The organism is Candidatus Njordibacter sp. Uisw_056 (assembly GCF_047730085.1).
Classification (GTDB): domain Bacteria; phylum Pseudomonadota; class Gammaproteobacteria; order Pseudomonadales; family Balneatricaceae; genus Njordibacter.
The window spans coordinates 2,628,594-2,649,423 of the sequence record NZ_CP159830.1; the positions used below are offsets into that span (position 1 = coordinate 2,628,594).

The following is a 20,830-nucleotide window of genomic DNA, read 5'->3' on the forward strand; positions in this document are numbered from 1 at the left end:
ACTCCAGTTTATTTAAATTTCAATAAAATTTAGGGGATCAGTACGGCGCGTCCGGTGATCTTACCTTCGTGCAAGTCGCGTAATGCAAGATTTGCATCCTTTAGCGAGTATTCTTTAGTGGTAAGGTCCACTAAGCCCCTGTGGGCCAGCTCCATCAATTCAGTTAACTCAGCCCAAGTGCCAACAAGATTGCCGATGATATTCTTTTCGGTAATTACTAGGTCTACAGTGGGTACCTGAATATCTTCGCCATAACCTACTACATAGTAGCTGCCAGCAGCTCGGGTCATTGCTAACCCTTTTCTGGTTGTACCTTTCTCACCAACAAAGTCTAATACTGCTTGAGCTCCATGCCCTTTTGTTAGTGCTAAAACGGCCTCTACTTCACCACCATCAGCTTGTACCAGATAATTGGCGCCACACTTGCCAGCAAGTTCAAGTGACTTAGCAGATGTATCTACTACAATAATTTCTGCAGCACACATGGCACGAAGAACTTGAATGGCAATATGTCCTAAACCTCCAGCACCAATGACTACGCAGTACTCACCAGGGAGTAAATGTCGTGTGGCTTTTTTTGCTGCCCTGTAGGCTGTTAGCCCAGCATCTGAATAAGGTGCAACTTCTTTCGGTAGGAGGGAATCTGGTAACTTAATAATATTGCGCTCTGATGTCACCAAGGCTTCTGCGTAGCCACCGTCTGAATCAAGCCCAGGGAAAGTGCCTTCGCCATGCATATCTTGTCCGCGTCGGCAGGCAATGCATGTGCCATTTGAAATCTTTGGATGGACAATAACAGGGTCACCTTTCTTCAAACCTTCCACTTCTGGGCCTACGTCTTCAACCCAACCGGCATTTTCATGGCCTAATATAAGGGGCAGTAACTGGTCACCGGTGGGGTCCATGTGCGGGCGCCAAACACCTTCAATAACGTGCAGGTCTGTGCGGCAGACGCCTGCGCCACCAATACGCACGATAACGTCAGACCCTTTTGTAATCGTAGGATCTGGAACGTCAATGTATTCAACCCAGGATGATGCACTTAGGTCGTCATCGTATTTATGTAAAACTTGCGCCTTCATTGGACTCTCCGAAATATAGAACTGCTTAACCGTTTATGCTTCAAATATAACCAATAAATTTTCTTGCTGTTTGCGTTTAGGCTGTCAAATTTTGCACATCAGTTCACTTTAGGTGGTCAATATTTGACAGATTGTGTAAATGTACTTTCTTTAAAGTGTTTGAGCGGTCATATTATTTGCTGAACCTTGGAGAGTCTATTGGAAACTACATTTGAAAAAGCTCGTAACGCATTAGAACTCAATGGCAAATTTGCTCATGGAGCAATTCCAGCGCCTATTGCAGACAGTTGGAGGCGTTGTGTCAACATAGGTTTAGACCCATTAAGCAAACCTGAAGAGTGCGTTGTTTCACACACAGACCTACACCAGCGCCGTGATAAGTTAGACCTTGTAATGCGTTTGGTGAGGCCCGAACTGGAGCTTTTAAGCGCCCAAATTGCTGGGCCAAACTTTTTGTTGGCGTTCGCAGACAGTGATGGCGTTGTTCTTGATCGAATTATTGATGAAGAATTTCGCACGTCAGTGTGTGGGCAAAGCATTGTGCCTGGCTCAATTTGGAATGAAAGCATCCGCGGCACTAATGCGCTTGGGCTGGCACTTTACACAGGCCAACCATGCAACGTTACAGGCCGTGAACACTTTTTCTCTAGAGAGGGCAGTGTGTCGTGTTTATCAGCTCCGATATTTGATAGTAGTGGCCATTTAATTGGACTAATTGATGCCTCTTCTGAGGTTACTGTACGTCAATACCATACCCTCGCCTTGGTCAATCTAGCTGCTCAAAATGTTGAAAATCGACTTTTTGTAGACGATCATCGTAGCGATCACATCATCCAATTCCACCCGCGCCAAGAATACCTTCAAACCCAAAATGTTGCCATGATCGCCTTTAACCAAGAGGGGTATATTACCGGTGCCAACCGCCATACAGGAGAACTTTTAACAGGTTTAAGGCTAACCAGTACACCAAAATTCGAAGATGTCTTTATGGGGCAGTTTTTTCCATTGATGGAGCGCATTTGTAAAGGTGAAGTTGTTCAAATCAAAGACTGGTTGCACTCTGGGTATTTTGCTCGTCTTAGACTTACTCACAGCGCGAGTAGTAAACTAATAAATTCTAAGGTTTTTTTGCCAGTTGACCCTATCTATCACCAACAATTAACAACTGAAGATTTTGACGATGGGCGCGTGTTCAAAGATGAAGCATTACGGCACAATCTTCGATTAGCTAAAAAATCTGCTCTACAAGGCCTCCCAGTAATGATAGCGGGCGGTCCAGGAACGGGTAAAAATACAATAGCCGAAGAAATCCATGATCAGCTACACCCTAAAAAAAGTTTTATAATTTTGGATTGTGCAACATTAACTGTTGATTCAGTTGAGAGCCAGCTCATTGCCCAATTGAGACCTAGCACGAGCAGTAACACTTCGATGGAGGATAAGATTGATCTAAATAAAGGTGGCACACTTTATTTAGATCGAGTTGATCTTTTGTCAATCGACATTGTTCCAATTTTAACCACGCTGTTAAACCGTTGTACTCACAGGAGAACACAGTTACTCGGTGATGGTGAGTGGGTTATTTTAAGCAGCAGGCTTTATGCTAATGCGAAAAACACTGCTAAAGGGCCATTTCAGCAGTTAGAGAATCGCCTGGCAGGTTTCTCACTTTTCTTACCCAAACTTAGGAACCGCTCTGATTTTCGGCACTTATGCAGTTCAATGCTTGCAGTAATTTCATCGCAGCACTCATTATCAAACAACGCTATAGAAGCTCTTCGTACAAGTGCCGCAATTGATAATTTGTCTGATCTAGATTGGAGCTTGCGAACGCTAGTTTCCCAGCATCATGAAGGTATGATAAAGACAGAAAGTATTGTACGAATTTTAGGGCAACATGAATTCGAAATATCAGCCTGCACACGTTGTAAAGGCTACATGGCTAAGGAGATTCAATGCCTTGAAATTAGAAAAACTGTACTGGAATGTAGTGGTAATATCGCTCTAGCCGCACGCCAACTTGGCGTTGCGCGAAATACGGTCAAAGCTCACCACATCGACTAAAAAGCCTAGCGAAAGGAGTAAAGTATAATTAAGTAAGGCGTGGCCTTATAAACAGTTACTCTACACTTTCCCTTTCTGACATTTGTACCATAATCCTATAAATCCCAGGGGTTTAAGCTGTCACTGGGGCATGTTATATTTTTGCTAGTGCGCTTCAGTGTAAAGATAAAGCATAAGTTCTAGTTTAAGCATTTATCTATGGGTACACGCAAACAGAACTAATTATAAGAAATATAGCTAGAGGGGATATGAGAAATAGTTTCGACTCCCACCTCCACCACATACAAGTTTCAAGCGTTATTATTGAGACTCACAATTAGCCTCGTTACACCCTTCATAGGGGTATCGGGGCTTTTTATTGCCTCAAGCACTTAGGCCGCATACAGGCCATCTAAACAGCCCAATAAGTCGGTTAATGCAACGCCTTTTGTAGCCAAAATACAACTCAATCACAGCAGTCAACAGCAGGCTTATAGCCATCTGCAGCGCATCACACACTTCACTTTTTGAACCCAGTTATACACTTGTGACACCTAAGCTAATGTTGCTTAAAGTGGCTGTAACGTAAGCCTTTGTAAGCAATGTAAAAGCATGTAATCAGTATTGTTGGTGAACACAATTATTGATAACTTAGCCCTTGAGGATTGGGGGGCTTCACGAGCTTATCTTAAGCTCTCCTTTGACCGCGGGGTTTATCCTAACCCCGTTGTTTCTCTTACTGGCAGCCCAGTCCCAGAGTCACTGCTCTGCCTATCCCTTAGCTCACATTGGAGTTGTTATGATTACTACTATAGCTTGTGTTGCTGGATTCTTTATTGGGTTTACTACTCACCTTATACTTACTCAGTTGGCGAAGAAAAGGAAAGTTGAAGTTATACGTGTCGGTTCTAGTTGGCAGGTATATAAATAGTTATGGCAGAGAAGGTTCTAGCGGTCCTTCTCTGCCAACCCTTCCTCTTCATGTCCCAGAGTTAAAGACAGAACTACGCTTTGACTCGCCGAAGACCCCAAGCAATGGCTAAGCCCACACCATAGACTAGGCAATTTACATTCAAGATGATAATTATCATGATAAATGCAAAGCTAAAGTCCATTGTAGCTAAGCTCATTAGCACAATAATAAGCTTTTGAATAACAACAGAGACTAACCAGACCTTCTGCCACCTATTTAGTTTATGCCATTTATCCTTTCCTGAAGTTGGCTTAGGTTCATCTTTACGGGTGTTCCCACAAGAAACCTCATCTATGGCATCTATAGCCGTATATACATAATCATCAGGTTTCGTTGTGTTCATGCGCCTTGGTTCTCATTAGGTAAGTTCCTTATCAAAGGGTTTCATTTTTGCTTCTATATGCACCACATATGTTTCAAGGGTTATTATTGAGACCCACAATTAGCCTTATTACCTTATTTTAAGACAGATTTTGGGGCTTTTTAATACCTGTTTTGAAAAGTAATTAGGGTATTTAAATAATAATACATTTATAGATTATAAAAACACCTTCGGTTTTAAGGGCACATCTATTTTTTCTTACTTTTCCAAGTTCCACCGTATTGGTAAGTATCCTCAAAACGTACCTTAACATCCGTGAGACACTTTCCACATAGGAACACCCAATCCTTTAGGTCTTGATATTGACACCTGTACAGGACTTCCTTTGCGTCCTTACACACATAACAGTTTTTGGTTCTCACTCTCACGAAAATAGACTATAGCGTATTGTTAATGTGGATGATGGTATTACATCTGTACTTAAGTGCACAACTTCATTCACCTTGAACTATCCCAAAGGGATAAATAAAGGCCATTCAAAGGCCACTACCTGGCGCATGTTTAGTGCCATTAGTTTCCTGTTTGTAACTTTAAACACTCTTCTTTGAAAAATACATTCCCCCTCAAAATCAACATCGTGAGCCTCACCAAGCCCGTTAATTAGGGTTCCTTGTCCATAATGCTGCCCTTGTTCTAAACTTCCTTTCTATTTTTTTGATGTGCGTCTGGGTTTTATTATTGAGTCTCTTTTTAAGGAAAAATTTTTGCCCAATAATATTGGGTTAGGGAGCCTAATCGGCTATCATTACTTTAAGCTTTAACCGACCCTGGCGGCTCGCACATTAGCGCGTTTAGGGAGGAATTTTTGTTATAAACTTAGGGGTTAATATATGTCTAATCATAGAGCGCTTCAAATGTTCGGTCGCTCAGGCAACCCGGCGTTGAAGGCCGATACGTTCAGCAAGAGTGCCCAATCATCATCACCAACACGCGGCATTCAATCAACGTCGTCACAGACCATGACGCTGCAGGGGACAGTGAACAAGACCGGTATATTACTGGCATTGGTGGTGTTGTCAGCGTCCTGGACATGGAACCTGTTTTTTGAAAGTGGTAACTCAGCAGCAGTGATGCCGCTCGCGATTGGTGGTGCGATCCTGGGCTTTGTATTTGCTCTGGTGACTATATTTAAAAAGCAGTGGTCTGGTATAACAGCGCCGCTGTATGCTTTATCTCAGGGCCTATTTTTGGGTGCTATCTCGGGTATCTTTGAGATGCAATATCCAGGCATTGTGATCCAGGCGGTAGGCTTGACGTTGGGTACTCTTGCATCATTGCTGTTCCTGTACAAAACGGGCATCGTTAAGCCCACAGAAAATTTTCGCTTGATGGTGACTTCAGCCACTATGGGGATTGGTGTGCTTTATTTGGTTAGTATGGTAATGAATATGTTCGGTTCTGGCGGCATAGGATTTATTCACTCAAACGGTTTATTTGGTATTGGCTTTAGTCTATTTGTCGTCGCCATTGCCGCGCTTAATTTGGTGTTGGATTTCGATTTTATTGAACAAGGTTCAGAGATGGGCGCACCCAAATACATGGAATGGTTCGGTGCTTTTTCTCTGATGGTGACGCTGATATGGCTCTACCTTGAAATGCTCAGGCTATTGGCTAAACTGAGAAGTCGCTAATGGATGCCAATACTTTAGTCTTTGGCTCCATGGCAGTTTTGTCATTAGCTGTTTTTTTCTATCTCGGCAAGTTTAAAGCCTCTAAGAAGCAGACTGAGCGAGATGACCGCATAGACTGGTCAGTGCGGAAATTTTCAATATGGAAAATTTTGTTGTATTCCCTCGCACTGGTCGGAGGTATTGTGTTGGTCCAGCAGTTTATTTAGCTGCAGGAGTGGGTCGTGTTCCTATTGGTTTCCTGCAAACAATCATGCTTTATTTTGCTGTGAGACTCGCAATATAATTTCCCATAAAGGCCTTGTAGCCCGACTCGGTATGGATTAGCTCACGCTGCATGATCTCATGTAGGTTGGGCAATTTGTGGAACGGCACCGATGGGTAGGTGTGATGTTCAGTGTGGTACGACATATTCCACGTGACAAACAGCACGATACGATTGGTGAACGTTGTACGAGTGTTCTCGAACATGTTTGACGCGGTTGGGCAAAGGCCATGTTCCGCCAGAAGGTAAAACCTTAAAAACGGCTGCCCCAACAGTGCGGGAAAAATCCAAATCCAGAACAATGCTGCAGACCCAGTATATATTACGCTACACAAAATCAATGCATAGGCCAAGAGAAGCAAACGGGCTTCTTTGACAATAGGTGCCTCGGACGTCTTTGGCAAGAAATCCGCACTGCAGTCACACATTGCATTCTTTCCCAGTGTTTTAAAGTGACCCATCCATGTTGGAATTCCCGAAATATGCTTGACGAAACTCAACATAGTTTTAGGTTTTTCAGTCGCCAATTCGGGATCTTTTCCTGGAATCTGCGTAAAGCGGTGGTGAGCAAAGTGAAAATATTTGAACCATGTGGACGGCAAGAAAATTAAAAAACCACTCACCCTCGCCGTCACGTTATTTAACCAACGGGTCCTAAACGGCGTCTGATGCACAGATTCATGCAAAAGTGTAAATAGAAACACGATCACAATACCTTGCGGTATCAGCAACAATTGCCAACCAGGCAAACTCAAATAAATGGCAAGACCGAACCCAACAATTAACCCTAAATGCAAACCGAGGTGCACCAACCCAGGCTCATCACATCGCTGTGTAAGCTTCTTACGCGTCTCCTTTGAGAGGCTCCTAAGAAAATCTTGATGATTCATGGTGTTGCGTCCGGGTATTATGTCAGTCACTGATGTCTGTATTTTGTGGTATACACTTGGGTATACGTAGATAGCACGATTAATTTAAATCAATCGTGTATTAATTGGTCAATAATGACAGGTGCAACAGCATTTGGGTATGGCAAAACACCATCAGAGCTGCCATTAAAGCTTTTTTCTCCACGAAAATCACCTTCAGGAATGATTTGAATACCCAAGCCGAAGCCAAACAGGTTAGGTATTGCTGCTCCAGATTTAATGTCACTTAATTCGCCAAAATTTGAACGCTGCCTTACTTTTTGGGTAACTCCGTTCAGACTAATTTTAGGTAGGTTTGCTTGGAACCCCGTACACTGAATAATTAGTGCGGCATCATCCAATAAATGTTTCGCATCAGAGATTGCTGCCATGGGTTCAAGACGTACGCGTTTTTCTATCCCTTTTTTTATTTGGAGATATAGCGCCTTGGCGTCTTTGCGCAATCCTGCATTACGGTAAACCAGTCCGTTGACAGGACAGACGTCATCGATGGCATCAAAAGGCAATTGATTTTGATGCGCAAATTCTGGAGTACAACGAAGTTTAACCAACGGGTTTCTTTGTAGCATGATTATATCTCTCCCTTTGGCATACAATGATAGCCTTGGATCATTAAGCAAACGCCAAGCCGCTGAGAAACTACTGTGAGAAGAGCCGACAATCAATATGCTACCCTGTTGATGAGGTAGTAAACTGGCATCTTTCGTCTGTAAAAATGGGCCCGTGAAGACAGTTTTTTGCCGCCATGGCAAGAGGTCTTTTAATAAATCTTCTCTGCCACCACAACAAAGAACCATTTTTTGACTACGTACTAATAACTGGTCGTGACTGCCATAACTTTTGCATTCATTTTTACTGATTTCAATACGTGTGACCTGTGTATCGAGCAACAAATTATCGCCCAACAATGAGGTAATTATATTGGCGATTGGTTTAAGCATTAACTTTCCCACTTTGGGCAACGTTATCAATGGTTGATGCACTTCAGGCTGTTGTAAATAATAATCACGCAAATTGCTGAATGGTGTTTCATCAAGTAAGCAACTGACAATTTCGTCAGCGTCAGTATTGGCATTGATTTGATAATTACCTAACACACCACCAGGTTGGTGATTACCTTCGATTGCTATTAGCGAATCTAGTAGAGCTTGGTATTTTAGTTTTTTAGGTCCTTGTGCTTGTTTGACTTTATTAACAAGCGCAATGACAAAGCAAAGTCCGGCAGTGCCAGTACCGATTAATTGGCAATGGGGAATTGTATTCATAGCAGGCTAATCCAATGGCGCATACAATTTAGTTTCTTTGGTGATAATACCACCTCGATTGCCAATTTCAATTGAGCCATAACGCTGCTTGTAATACTCTGGTAATGGGCGGTCATCAGGCATAGACAGCCACAAGCGCATTAAATGACGTCGCTTGGTGGGGTCGGGCCAGTCTAAAAACCCCGCACGATCATGAAGCTGAGAATGGTTATATACCCATTGCATATCACCGGGTTCCAGCTGCATGCTAAAATAAAGGTTAGGGTCGTTTGCTAAGGCATCAAACATATCTAGTGCTTCAATATGCTTAGGGGTTAATTCCATAGCTTCACTAAATCGTTGCGCACTGTCAATATATTGCCTTTGATAGAAAACGGTAAGATAGCCTTGATTCCAACTTAAAACAGGGATCTCCATGAATGGCTTTTCACCTTCAGGAATTTCACCTCGACGATCTGTTGCTATTGGATCAAACAGTTTTTCCAATAGGTCTGGGCGCTCTGCCTTCATGCGGTTATAAATTGTTTCAGCACTCACCAATAAAGAACGCCCACCTTCTTTCGCCTTTCTGATGCACACTAGGCCAACCACGTCGGCACTATCTGTATGGAATGTTTGACGATCACAGGTTTGATAAATACGGCTATTCGGGTCATTGGCATCTGCCCCAACGTCACGTACGTGCCCTAAAATATGCCCATCCGAATTTTGCGAACGTGCTCTTCCTATGTGTGAACCTAACCCACAGAAGATAGCTGCAGTAAATTTTTGGGAGTAATTTGATATATTCAAGCCACGTAAAACTTCCACACCAACGCCCCTTAAGAGTGTTTTGCTTAACCTATCAATATGTGGGAGAAAAGTGGACAGAGGAAAGGTCTCTTTAGTGATTTCACCCACATCAATACCAAGGCTTAAAAAGGAGTTAGCTGCCTTTTCCAAATCAACAATATCTTCTGTGGTAAGGTGGTATAACCACGCTTGGGTGTTGCGTGCCATATCTTTGCCAAGCCATGCTGATGGGCCCGTTAGACACTGTGGTAAGTCAGTTAAATTTTGATGAGGCCAACTTTTCATGTAAATATTCCCATTTGGAAGCGAACACAGCTTAGTTTTGGTTATGAGGTAGTGCTAATTTATCAAGCTTTCTTGATAACTAAAAATGGCAGGTAGTCCACCTGTATGAAGCATTAAAACCTTTTGACCAGGTAAAATCCGGCCCTCTTCGAGTAATCCAAGAAGACCTGCAAACGTCTTTGATGTGTAAACAGGATCAAGCATTATGCCTTCAGTTTGAGCCATCAATTTGAGAGCATAGAGCGATTTCTGGCCAACCTGCCCATAACCTGGCGCTAAGGTACCATCCCAAGTAAGGATGTCTTCTTGTTTAAATGGGCGCTCAATGTCTAACAGTTCAGCTAATTTTTGAGTGAGCCTGTTCATTCTGTTTTTTTGTTGTACCGCATCCCGACGCACACATATTCCATAAATTGGACTGTTAATTCCTGACAAGCGAAGACCAGTCAACAAGCCACCATGGGTAGCGCCACTGCCAGAGGGAACAATCCCAACATCAAATTCTGGCATTTGATCGGCTAATTCAGCACCGCCTTTAACATAGCCAACTGATCCGAGTGGGGGGTGGTCAATCCCTAGTGGAATAATAAATGGAACTTGCCCATGTGCTACTAACTCTGCTGCACGTTTTGCCAATGCCGCATCAGCTCCTGATTCATTTTCACCTTCAGGAAAATACATATGTTCAACATCCAAAAGATTACTAAGCAAAACGTTTCCTGAGGAGTAATACATAGATCCCATGTCTGGGACTCTCTCCTCAAGTTGTAAAATGGACTTCATTCCAAATTTTGCAGCTGCTGCAGCTGCTGTACGCACAAAATTCGACTGAACAGCACCCGTAATTAAAATAGTATGTGCTTTTTTCTCTACCGCAGCACCAATGTAATACTCCAGTTGGCGTGTTTTATTGCCACCAAAGCTGAGTCCTGTCAGATCATCACGTTTCATCCAAAGATCGATACCTAATTTATTAGACATTCGGTCTAAGCGTTCTACAGGAGTAGGCAAAGAGATTAGCTCAGCACGTGGAAACTTTGATATCAGTTGTGAAACGCTATGCATGAGTTAAGTCCTGATTTATGAGAGACGAAAAGTTTTTAACAACTCTTTACCAATCTCATGTGCTATTAACTGAGCAATTAGATTTGCTAAAGGCTAACGAGCATAAGAAGCTAGCAGACATTACGTAAATCCCTTATACGGTTGACGCTGAACCACGTCGTTCGCCATGCATGCAAGAGTTGTGAGATCAAAAATTGGCAAGCCAAACTCAGCCTGCAAACGGTGGGCATAGGGCGGCAAGTCTGTGCACTCCAATACCAGCGCACCAATATCTGGATTGTTTTCAAGTAACTCCCTAACCACCGTTAGAAGTTCTTCTAAGACCAGTTCAAGGTCCATATTATTGCGTTCATTATGCAGTATTACACTGGCAAATTCCTCACTATCCTGCAAACCTGCAATAGCCACTGGCACATGGTCGGCACTTACAGCTTTTAAGTAGTGGCTATTTAAAACAGTTGCGTCAGCAGTAATGACCCCCACCTTTTGCCCCGTCATTTGGTACGCCAAAGGCACCTGTATGAGACTTGAGGCAAATACAGGAATTTGCACAGTATTAACCAATACCGATTGATACAAGGCCAAAAAGCCACACGAACCAGTAATCGCTTTAACACCTTGCATTTCAAGTGAAAGAGCTGCCTCTAAAATAGTATTTTCCATGGCTGGCGTGGGGCGGTAAAGCAGGTCAGGCACAGAGATACCCCGCAATATTTCATAACAGGTTGTGAACGGCAGACTGGATGGATTTTTGATATGCCCTGGTGGCTTAGGGAAGTAACTTTCAAGCGCTAAAACGCCAATTGAGACACCACAAATATTTTTCTCACCAGAGGCCTTATTCATACTCTTCCTTTAAAAACGGTTGATACGAAAATCTTTTAACAACTCCTGGTCAATCTCATGTGTAATCAACTGCGCTATTAGTTTTGCTGACTGAGGAGCCATCATCATGCCATAGTGACTGTGCCCAAAAGCGACATGTAAACCCGGCATCCCTTTCACTTTGCCAAGACACGGCAAGCTATCTGGCAATGATGAGCGCACACCAACCCATGATTGGAAATTGGATTGCCCTAGTTCAGGGAACATTTTATTAGCCAAGGTGGCCAGGCCAGCTATCCGCTGAGGGTTAGGAGGCGCATTCTTATCATCAAATTCTGCAGTGCCTGCAATGCGCAGTCCATCTTCCATTTGTGAAGCTACGAATTTCATGTCCGCATCCATAATAGAGTTGTTTAGCTGCATATCAACATCAGGGTAGGAAAGATGATACCCACGTTCATTTTCCATCAGTACTTTAATGCCCAGGGGGCGCAGCAAATCAGACGACCAAGCTCCTGCTGCAACCAGTAACTGGCTAGATGGGTGAGATTTTCCATCATAAAGACAGTCCCAACCACCACTCACATTGGGCCTAACACTGCTGACTTGACTCTGAATCAACTTACCACCTAAAAGCTGTACTTTATTAGCTAAAACCTGCCCCAAACGTCCAGGATTAGTAAGCCGGGCTTGGCCTTTAATGACAATTGCAGCAGCAAAATCTGTGGATAACGCAGGTTCTAGCTGTCTTAGTTGTTGCCCATTGTAGCGCTGTATATCTGCACCGTTTTTGATGCGAATTTGATAGTCTAAACTGTTTAGGTCTGCATCTTTTTCATTGCGATAGGCATGCACATAGTAACTGTCACGCAGTAAGTCTTGAGCTCCTGTATCGGCAAGAAGTTGCTGATATAAAGGAATACAATTACTGATTAAACTCGCCATAGCTTGGGAGTTTTTTTCTACTTGCGTATGCCGTCCTTGGAGCAAAAACCGAGCACCCCAATAGGCCATGCGTGGCAGGTAACGCGGTGACACGGCTACTGGACCTAATGGGTCCAGTAGCCAGTTAGGCACTTTTCGCCACAGCCCTGGTAGCGATTGAGGCACAATCGACCAGGGTGAAATAATACCCGCATTACCGTATGAGGCTCCCTGCCCTGGTTCTGCTTTGTCGACTATGGTGACTTGAAACCCCTTTTGGAGTAATTCAATTGCTGAGCAAAGGCCAATAATACCAGCACCAATGATAGTAATATCTTGTCCACCAGGCCTAGCTAAAGTGTGCGACACTTTTAGATTCCTTTTTTAAAGAGAGCCATTGCTGAGTGAAGACAAGTGCAACTATACATAAACCTACCAAGTCAGAGTTGCCGCTTGGTGCTACTAACAACAAGCCGCCAAGTGCCATTAATAAGCGCCAAACATGGCGCAATGGTGCCATAAAATAAGCGGATACGGCCGTGGCAATAACAAACACTCCTAAAGCGCAAGTAATGGATACCTGTAAGAATGACCCAAGAGTGAAGTACTCCGGCAGCACAATCAGCATGGTCGGTGCATATACAAACACCATAGGTACTAACAATTTACCCAAGCCCAAACTGAATGCACTCATACCTGTGCGAAATGGATTGGCTCCTGCAATGCCTGCAGCGGCATAGGCCGATGCACAAACCGGTGGAGTAATTTCTGAAATTACACCGTAGTAGAGCACAAACATGTGAGTAGCTAAGGGTGGCACACCTAGGTTTGACAGCGCGGGTTGGGCTACAGCAACCAACATAATATATAGCGCTGTTGTGGGCAATCCAGCGCCCATCAGAATACAGGCGATGGCAATTAACACTAACGACAAAAACTGTTGTAACGCGCTTTGGGAGAAAGCCTCTATGCTCGTCCAGTCCAATAATGGCGCCAGCCAACTGGCCATATCAGCAGCACTTCCGGTCACCATAAAACCTAAGCGAAAGCCAATACCCGTGGTGTTAATAACACCAACAACAATGCCTACGGCTGCACATGCAGCTCCTACGGCAAGGGCATATTGTACCCCTACATTAAAGCTATCAAACAAGGCTCGAAAACTTTGCAGTTTGTTACGGTGGAGAGTACCTATTAAAGTCAAAGCCGCTAATACACCAGCCACACTAGGGCTATAGCCTCCGCCAGAGTAGGCCGATGCTTTCCAAAATATATAAGTCAATAAGGCAAAGGGAACAAGCAGCGTTAGCGGCTTGTCTAACCCACAAAAGCCAACCACAACGCACAAGGCTAAGCCAATAAAGGCAGCCATGTTAGGGGAATACCCACTAAACAATACTAAAAGCAAAGCCACCAATGGAATGATGGTGTACCAGCCTTCGCGCCACACTTGGACAAATTTTGGCAATTGTTCCTTTGTATAAGTAGGCAAGCCTAGTCGTTTGGCTGTGTAATGCACTATAGACATAACACCAATGTAGTGCATCAGGGCAGGAACAATGGCGGCAATCACAATGGTTGTATAAGGGACTTCTAAATATTCGGCCATTAAAAAGCTAGCTGCACCCATGATAGGTGGCGTAATTTGTCCCCCGGCACTGGATGCAGCTTCAACGCCGCCAGCAAAATGGGCTGGGTAACCCATCTTTTTCATGTTCGGAATAGTGAGCGATCCAGTAGATACCGTGTTAGCAATTGACGAGCCCGAAATAGTACCAAAAAAGGCAGAGGAAACAACAGAAACCTTGGCTGGGCCACCAGTATACCGGCCGGCCAATATCATGGCATTGTCAACAAAAAATTGTCCTAGGCCCATTCGTTGAGCGACCACACCAAAGAGCACAAAGTGAAATACCACTGTTGAAACAACCCACAAAGTAACCCCAAATATGCCCTCTGAGGGGAAGTACATGTTGTTAACGAATTGATACCAATCAACACCGGGATGACGCAAGATTTGTACAGGAATATAAGGCCCTAAAAGCGCATATCCTGCAAATACCAAAATAATCATTGGCAACACGAAACCAATGGTACGCCGAGTAATTTCTAACACCGCTAGGATCAAGAAACTGCCAAGTACCACATCAATTGTACTGGGGTTGCCTTGACGCATAGTTTGTTCAGCAACTTGTATGCCAAACACATCAAAACCACGCCAGCTATACCACAAAAATAGCGATGCAATAATGGCCAAAAGCATAATAGCCCAGTCATACAGAGGCACATTGCCCGGCGCCCAAATAGAAGGGCCTTTATACTGTAATGCTGAAGTTGTTTTTAATAAGGGGAAACCCACAAAGATAAAAAAGAATAAGCCTGATAAATGGATTCCCATATGTACATAGTCTACAGGTGTGCCAAAACCTGCAGTCCAAAAATGATAGAGTGCAAATAATAATGTTGCTAGATAAACAAACCGCCTCAAGCTGGGGCCATTATCACGCAGATTTAGGGCGCTATCATATTTCTTTTCCAGTTCCTCTAGAGCCCTATTGTCTATTTTTGTGTCAAGTTGCATGATGGTCAATTCCAATGGGAAAGTTCATGAAAAAATGGGCCGCCTTAAAAAGGCGGCCCAAAAGCACATTAGAACAATGCGAGGCCTACATTAGCCCTAGGTTAATCTAGTAATCCCATTTCACGGTAGAAACGCTCGGCACCTGCATGCAATGGCACACCAATACCCGCCACTCCATCCAAAGCAGTTTCAATGGTTATAACTTTGCCCTTGGCATGACCATTATCAAGCAACTTACGAGAAGTTTTAGACCACATAGCTTTAGTTATTTGATAGATCAACTCTTCATCCTGATTTGCGTTGGTCACAAAAATGCCACTTACTGCAACGGTATTTACATCGTAGTTAACACCTGCGTAAGTGCCTTTAGGGATAAACGATGGGATGTAGTAAGGTACAGATTTATTAGCTTGCTTAACTTCGGCATCGGTAAAAGAATACAGCTCCATACCTTTAGTATTGTCCAACTGAATCATGGCTGCAACTGGGGTACCCGCTGCGTAAAAGTAAGCATCTAATTGACCATCAGCGAGGCGTTCCGCACTTTGATTATTGCCCAATTCAGCTTCGTCAATGTTGCCACGGTTGACATCATGATCAGCTATGATCAACTCAACAGCGATTTGCGTACCAGATCCAGCTTGTGCAATACCTACCCGTTTACCCTTGAGGGCACTCAAGCCAGACAACGTCTTACCCTTTGGCAATACCAAATGTAGGTCCTCGGGGTATAGGTTAGCAATAATACGCAGGTCTGGTTTGGCATTGCCTTCGTATTTACCGACACCGTTATAGGCATAATGCAAGGTGGCAGCACCCGACAAACCTGCTTCCATTTGACCCGCCTGGATTGCATTTACGTTGTGCGCTGAGGCATTGGTAGATTGAGCCATAGCCACTAATCCTGGCACACCACAGTTACCACCTTTATCACAGGCGCGCGATCCCGGTGGATTAGATATCGCGTTAGCAATGATGCCACCAATGGGGAAGTAAGTGCCTCCAGCACCGCCTGTACCAATACGGAAGAAGGTCATTTCTTGTGCAGCAACGGAACCACTTAATAATGTGCACGCCATCGCTACGCCGGTGAGTTGTCGAAGTAGTTTCATAGGGGTAATCCTCTTGTTATTTTAATTGTACACAACCAGAGCTCAATCCCTTAGGTGCTGATTCTGTCTGTGAGCAGCATGAGTTATTCATGGTATTGAACAGTCTAGTACCTGAGGTGGATATACACAAATTCAAAAAAGTGGTATTTTTAAAGATTTTATTGATATGGATATTATGAATATACAACAGCTTAAGGTGTTTAGAGAAGTTATGAAAAGCGGTTCTCTTAATGGCGCCGCAAAAACTTTACATCGCTCTCAACCAGCGATCACTGCTAGCTTAAAAAATCTTGAAAATAGCTTGGATATCGTTTTGTTTAAACGTGAAGGCCGGCGTTTAGTACCTAGGCCTGAGGCCCACTATTTACTCACAGAAGCAGTAGAGATTTTGGATCGCTGCCGCACTACACAGCAAAATATTGCCTTGATGCGTGAGCGAGTTCAAGGTTCAATTCGTATTGTATCTATGCCTGGCCCTTCATCATTTTTATTACCTAATTTCATCAGCAACTATGTGGCAGAAAAAGCAGACGTTAAAATTGCTATAGCTACTCGAAGTAGTCCACATATTCGCAGCTTAATGTCCTCTCAAACCTACGATATTGGCTTTTGTGACATAGACTTCAGTGTTGCGGATAGTCAGCTTTTTAATAGTATGAACTTCACTTCGGAATGTGTTTGCGCCCTACCTATTGACCACCCTCTAGCAGCAGAAGCCACCATTACACCAACTCATTTAAACAATGTACCTATGGGGTCGCTGCACTCAGAAGTGAAAGTAGTACAAAACATTAAAGCCAAATTCTATGAACAAGGTGCAAACTTTAACGTCCGCTTTACCGCGCAGTATTTTATACCTTTGCTTGAATATGTAGCCGCTGGTCAAGCGTGTGTGGTACTCGATAAATTAAGCGCTCGAGGCTATGAACTTATGCAGCAACGAGCAACCAAAAAAACGGTTGTTTTTCGGCCTTTTGCGCCCGCCACAGCATATAGTATTGGTATTTTAACACCCCTCCACCTACCTATATCCTTAGTTGCGGAAGATTTTTTACATAACTGGCAGCAATATGTACAGGATATTCTAGCCGAACCTGCATAGCTTAGTGAGTTTGATAAAAGGTTCATCTCACAGCTATATGATAGCGACAGAGCCTGTTGGAAAAGGTCTTGTGGACCAGCTAATGCCAAAAAAGGTGACCAGGGCGATCTTCCCAATAATGGGAATAATCAAGTGCACATGCTAATTAGACATCAAACACTGTTCTCCTAAGGCATCATTTACCAAGCATTAGCTAGGTTTTATTAGCGCTATCCACCTTATACATACTAAGCTACCTATTAAGTGCTATCTTCGCTCAGGTCGATCCAAATAGTTTTGGTTTCAGTATATTGATCATGCGCTGAAAAAGCGTTATCCCGGCCACCGAAGCTAGAAAATTTGTAGCCACCAAATGGCGTTGTTATTGGTTTTTACGGCTTGGAAGTTGTCACCAAAATGGGTGGGGCATACTAGGAAATGTGGTATTTTGCTTGGGAAGAAGGCAGATTTTTTTTAAGCCCAACTATATACCCAAAAAATACGCCGTAATAATATTGCCTATCTCTGGAGCAGGGATTAGTATAGCTGTATTGCCTGCAGTTGTTGAAGACACAGTGCGTTTTAAACGCCGCACCTTTGGGATTGTGGGTGATGACAAGGCATCTTAATAGGATGGCTTAACAAGTAGTTCACACCGATATACCCTCTTAGAAGTAGCCTAAAAAAGACCTGTAACTTTAGGGCACTGCTGGGCAAAATATAGATGGGGGCGTGTTGTTCCAACAAAATAACAGAGCAAATTGATGTCTTCAATCGCACGAAGTTTTTCTTCTTTAAAAAATACATCTGGTGGGCAGAAACTCACTGATTTAATGCCCGGTTTTACTCTTTGTTTTGTGGTCGCCATGTCCGCAAAATTTGTGTCAGAACATTATGGTGGCCCGGTAATTCTTTATGCATTGTTAATAGGGATAGCGTTAAATTATTTATCGGCTGAAGGCCGCTGTGTTGCAGGTATTGAGTTTTCCGCCAAGTCGATATTGCGTTTTGGTATCGCACTGCTTGGTGCGCGCATTACCCTTGAGCAGTTGATGAGTTTAGGTTTCACTCCGATAGTTATTGTACTCTTGGCAGTGCCTGCTACGATCCTATTTGGGTTCTTTGTTGGGCGCTGGCTGAAGCTAGGCCGCTCACAGAGCATTTTGAGTGGGTCAGCAGTAGGTATTTGTGGTGCTTCTGCTGCACTGGCTGTTGCTGCAGTATTGCCCCACAGTAAGGATGCTGAAAAAAATCTCATTTTTACGGTGATCTGCGTTACTGCGCTGAGCACTGTCGCTATGATCGTTTACCCACTAGTCGTAACGGCGTTTAATATGGGCCCTGCCGCCAGCGGAGTATTTTTGGGAGCGACGATCCACGATGTTGCTCAAGTGGTCGGTTCGGGTTATTTAATGTCTGACGAAATTGGTGATATTGCCACGTTTACCAAGTTGCTAAGGGTGTCGATGCTGGTGCCAGTGGTGTTGATTATTGCACTATTTGCAGCACGCTGGGGAAAGACACAGTCTGATACAAAATCCAAAGGCTTTCCACTCCCAGGCTTTCTAGTGGCTTTTATTTTGATAGTTTCTTTCAACAGCGGTGGACTTATAGTGCCCCAAGTTTCGATTTTTATGGTTGAGATGTCACGTTGGTGCCTGATTGTCGCAATGGTGGGATTGGGTATGAAATCATCCTTTAAAGAGTTAGCAGCTATGGGCTGGCGCCCTATGGTGCTGATGCTTGCAGAAACGGTATTTTTGGCAGTCTTGGTGCTGATCTGTTTAGGATTTTAAAACTTCACCTTTAGAACTTGGCAATCCCACTAGCCATTTAATATTGCTAAAACTTTGCAACATAACAGGTTAGTAATATCACCAGCCCCACCAACTTAGTAAAGTTGTCACTGATACTTTTTACCAAACTTTACCATCTCGTGACACTCGTCTAGTGGGCCTGTTGGGCATGTTGAGGTACCATATCTAACGTTAAAAAATTCAACCGCTTGTGTGTGAAATCCTAATTCCTAAGCCAAAAGATTGGTGGTTTTGTGGATAATGAGGACAACCCAAAAGCGCTGAATATGAGATTAGTCAGTTTTAATTAAAAAGACGCAGCTAAGTTATAAAGGAGGCAAGAAAAGCAAATAAATAACAGGGGGGCATGAGTACTAAGCCCACTTGAAAGTAAGTCACGGTTGGCTGCCAAGTGACGCTTGTTCTATCAATCAAATGTGTGGTTTAACGGAGTTTTAATGAAGACAATGATGAAAGCAATTTTGTGTGTAGGTTTTTCTCTAACAGCTGGTATTGCTCAAGCAGCCTGTACCTTTGATGTAGAAGTGGGGGATTATTTAAAGTTTAGTGCTGCGGATATGACCGTAGAAAAAAGCTGCGAATCAATTACAGTTAATCTGACCCATGCAGGCAGCCTACCCGCAAATGTAATGGGCCATAACTGGGTGCTGTCGGCCTCAGCTGACTTAGACGCAGTTGCGGCAGATGGCATGCAAGCTGGCCTAGACGCAAAGTATGTGAAGCCAGGCGATAGCCGTGTAATGGCGGTCTCTGCAGTAATAGGTGGTGGGGAAACCACTAGCGTTAATTTCTCAACAGCAGATTTAATGGCTGGTGGGGACTATATGTTTTTCTGCTCAGTGCCAGGGCATTCCTACAGCATGCGCGGTATGTTTGTGGTGCAGCCGTAGCTTAAACGGATAATTTAGCTATTAAAAAAGCCCCGCATGCGGGGCTTTTTTGGTTAAATTAAGCTTAACTTTTAACAAAGGTGTGCTCAGGAAGACTTTAGGAGCGCAGACGTAACATATTGAATTGTTGATATAAATGTCTCCTTGGGGTATCTACAGGGCCACAGAAATGGACCTTTGGTGTGTATGACTTTGACAGAACAATTTGAATTCCCCAACCTCCATTAAATACTAGTTTCAAGCGTTATTATTAATACTCACAACTAGCTTCGTTGCCTATAAATCAGGATTGTTAGGTTTTTTATACTTTTAGAATTCTAATGAGCACGATAGAATTTGGAACGGCCAGGTATCCAAGATCGAGGGTAATAGATAGCTGTAGGAACTCTATTGTTAGTTAATCAAAGTTATAGTATGTTCAAAGAGCTAAATAGCGTAGGTTCTCCATAGTGACTTTTGGGTATTGGTCGAGGGTAGCAGCATGACGAAAATTGCGTTTGAATGGGGAGAGAAGTTCATTCTTCTTGTTATTGGTGTTGGGGCCTTCGTGGCTGCCTTGATTGAAATATATACAGCGATAATTCACTATGACCTGCAGATAGAGAAGTTATTCACACTTTTTATCTACGCTGAGATCATCGGTATGGTGGGCGCATATACAAGCTCTTCAAGAATCCCAGTAACCCTGCCAATTATCATTGCGATAACAGCACTTTGCCGTTTAATAGTGATGCACGGTAAAGATATGGATGCCTTTGTTCTTATGGGTGAATCAGGCTCTGTTCTTCTGTTATCAGGCGCTGCGTATATCATGAGCCTAAAAGGAAAGCTAAGCTTAGAGAAAAAGAAGCTCCATTGAATCAGACTATATTGTGGCCAACGCAGCATAAT

17 protein-coding genes are annotated in these 20,830 nt (G+C 43.5%); 7 read left to right on the forward strand and 10 right to left on the reverse strand.

All coding sequences use genetic code 11. The features are described from left to right. Nucleotides 1-29 precede the first annotated feature (29 nt). Nucleotides 30-1,082 carry an NAD(P)-dependent alcohol dehydrogenase gene (locus ABXT60_RS12605; RefSeq protein ID WP_443630444.1) on the reverse strand — a complete coding sequence of 351 codons (1,053 nt, stop codon included), beginning with the start codon at nt 1,080-1,082 and terminating at the stop codon, nt 30-32. A gap of 198 nt (nt 1,083-1,280) precedes the next feature. On the opposite strand from ABXT60_RS12605, the gene ABXT60_RS12610 reads away from it, so the two are divergent. Next, on the forward strand, nt 1,281-3,146 hold the full coding sequence (locus ABXT60_RS12610; protein WP_443630445.1) for a sigma-54-dependent Fis family transcriptional regulator: 1,866 nt from the start codon (nt 1,281-1,283) through the stop codon (nt 3,144-3,146). A gap of 983 nt (nt 3,147-4,129) precedes the next feature. Here ABXT60_RS12610 and ABXT60_RS12615 read toward each other — a convergent pair. Continuing rightward, complete coding sequence (locus tag ABXT60_RS12615) at nt 4,130-4,441, reverse strand: hypothetical protein (protein ID WP_443630446.1); 312 nt, start codon at nt 4,439-4,441, stop codon at nt 4,130-4,132. 869 nt (nt 4,442-5,310) lie between these two features. Between ABXT60_RS12615 and ABXT60_RS12620 the strand changes: the two genes are divergently transcribed. Continuing rightward, nucleotides 5,311-6,111, forward strand: coding sequence for a Bax inhibitor-1/YccA family protein (locus tag ABXT60_RS12620; protein ID WP_443630447.1), 801 nt, complete (start codon nt 5,311-5,313; stop codon nt 6,109-6,111). Further along, nucleotides 6,111-6,317, forward strand: a complete 207-nt coding sequence (locus ABXT60_RS12625; RefSeq protein WP_443630448.1) for a hypothetical protein — start codon at nt 6,111-6,113, stop codon at nt 6,315-6,317. The genes ABXT60_RS12620 and ABXT60_RS12625 overlap by 1 nt, the downstream gene beginning before the upstream one ends. 49 nt (nt 6,318-6,366) lie before the next feature. On the opposite strand, the gene ABXT60_RS12630 is transcribed toward ABXT60_RS12625, so the two are convergent. The 8 genes from ABXT60_RS12630 to ABXT60_RS12665 all read right to left on the reverse strand — a co-directional run bounded on the left by ABXT60_RS12630 (nt 6,367) and on the right by ABXT60_RS12665 (nt 16,151). Next, nucleotides 6,367-7,263 (reverse strand): fatty acid desaturase, encoded by an 897-nt coding sequence (locus ABXT60_RS12630; RefSeq protein ID WP_443630449.1) that lies wholly within the window; start codon nt 7,261-7,263, stop codon nt 6,367-6,369. 89 nt (nt 7,264-7,352) lie between these two features. Beyond that, nucleotides 7,353-8,567, reverse strand: coding sequence for a hypothetical protein (locus tag ABXT60_RS12635; protein WP_443630450.1), 1,215 nt, complete (start codon nt 8,565-8,567; stop codon nt 7,353-7,355). 6 nt (nt 8,568-8,573) lie between these two features. Then, nucleotides 8,574-9,644 carry a TauD/TfdA family dioxygenase gene (locus ABXT60_RS12640; RefSeq protein ID WP_443630451.1) on the reverse strand — a complete coding sequence of 357 codons (1,071 nt, stop codon included), beginning with the start codon at nt 9,642-9,644 and terminating at the stop codon, nt 8,574-8,576. 54 nt (nt 9,645-9,698) lie between these two features. Further along, nucleotides 9,699-10,709, reverse strand: a complete 1,011-nt coding sequence (locus ABXT60_RS12645) for a D-cysteine desulfhydrase family protein (protein WP_443630452.1) — start codon at nt 10,707-10,709, stop codon at nt 9,699-9,701. A gap of 120 nt (nt 10,710-10,829) precedes the next feature. After that, nucleotides 10,830-11,555, reverse strand: coding sequence for an aspartate/glutamate racemase family protein (locus tag ABXT60_RS12650; RefSeq protein WP_443630453.1), 726 nt, complete (start codon nt 11,553-11,555; stop codon nt 10,830-10,832). A gap of 9 nt (nt 11,556-11,564) precedes the next feature. Beyond that, a complete protein-coding gene (locus ABXT60_RS12655) occupies nt 11,565-12,827 on the reverse strand; it encodes an NAD(P)/FAD-dependent oxidoreductase (protein WP_443630454.1) in 1,263 nt (420 codons plus the stop codon). After that, complete coding sequence (locus ABXT60_RS12660) at nt 12,808-15,039, reverse strand: TRAP transporter permease (RefSeq protein ID WP_443630455.1); 2,232 nt, start codon at nt 15,037-15,039, stop codon at nt 12,808-12,810. The genes ABXT60_RS12655 and ABXT60_RS12660 overlap by 20 nt, the downstream gene beginning before the upstream one ends. 101 nt (nt 15,040-15,140) lie before the next feature. Next, nucleotides 15,141-16,151, reverse strand: a complete 1,011-nt coding sequence (locus ABXT60_RS12665; RefSeq protein WP_443630456.1) for a TAXI family TRAP transporter solute-binding subunit — start codon at nt 16,149-16,151, stop codon at nt 15,141-15,143. Between the two features lie 166 nt (nt 16,152-16,317). On the opposite strand from ABXT60_RS12665, the gene ABXT60_RS12670 reads away from it, so the two are divergent. The 4 genes from ABXT60_RS12670 (at nt 16,318) to ABXT60_RS12685 (ending at nt 20,798) form a co-directional block, all read left to right on the forward strand. Then, entirely contained in the window at nt 16,318-17,253 is a 936-nt protein-coding gene (locus tag ABXT60_RS12670; RefSeq protein ID WP_443630457.1) for a LysR family transcriptional regulator, read from the forward strand. Between the two features lie 743 nt (nt 17,254-17,996). Next, complete coding sequence (locus tag ABXT60_RS12675) at nt 17,997-19,028, forward strand: YeiH family protein (RefSeq protein WP_443630458.1); 1,032 nt, start codon at nt 17,997-17,999, stop codon at nt 19,026-19,028. Nucleotides 19,029-19,486: 458 nt separating this feature from the next. Next, nucleotides 19,487-19,939, forward strand: coding sequence for an azurin (gene azu / locus ABXT60_RS12680; RefSeq protein ID WP_443630459.1), 453 nt, complete (start codon nt 19,487-19,489; stop codon nt 19,937-19,939). A 481-nt stretch (nt 19,940-20,420) separates the two neighbouring features. Beyond that, the gene (locus ABXT60_RS12685; RefSeq protein WP_443630460.1) at nt 20,421-20,798 is read left to right on the forward strand and encodes a phosphate-starvation-inducible PsiE family protein; all 378 of its coding nucleotides are present in this window, start codon (nt 20,421-20,423) and stop codon (nt 20,796-20,798) included. The last annotated feature ends 32 nt before the right edge of the window (nt 20,799-20,830 follow it).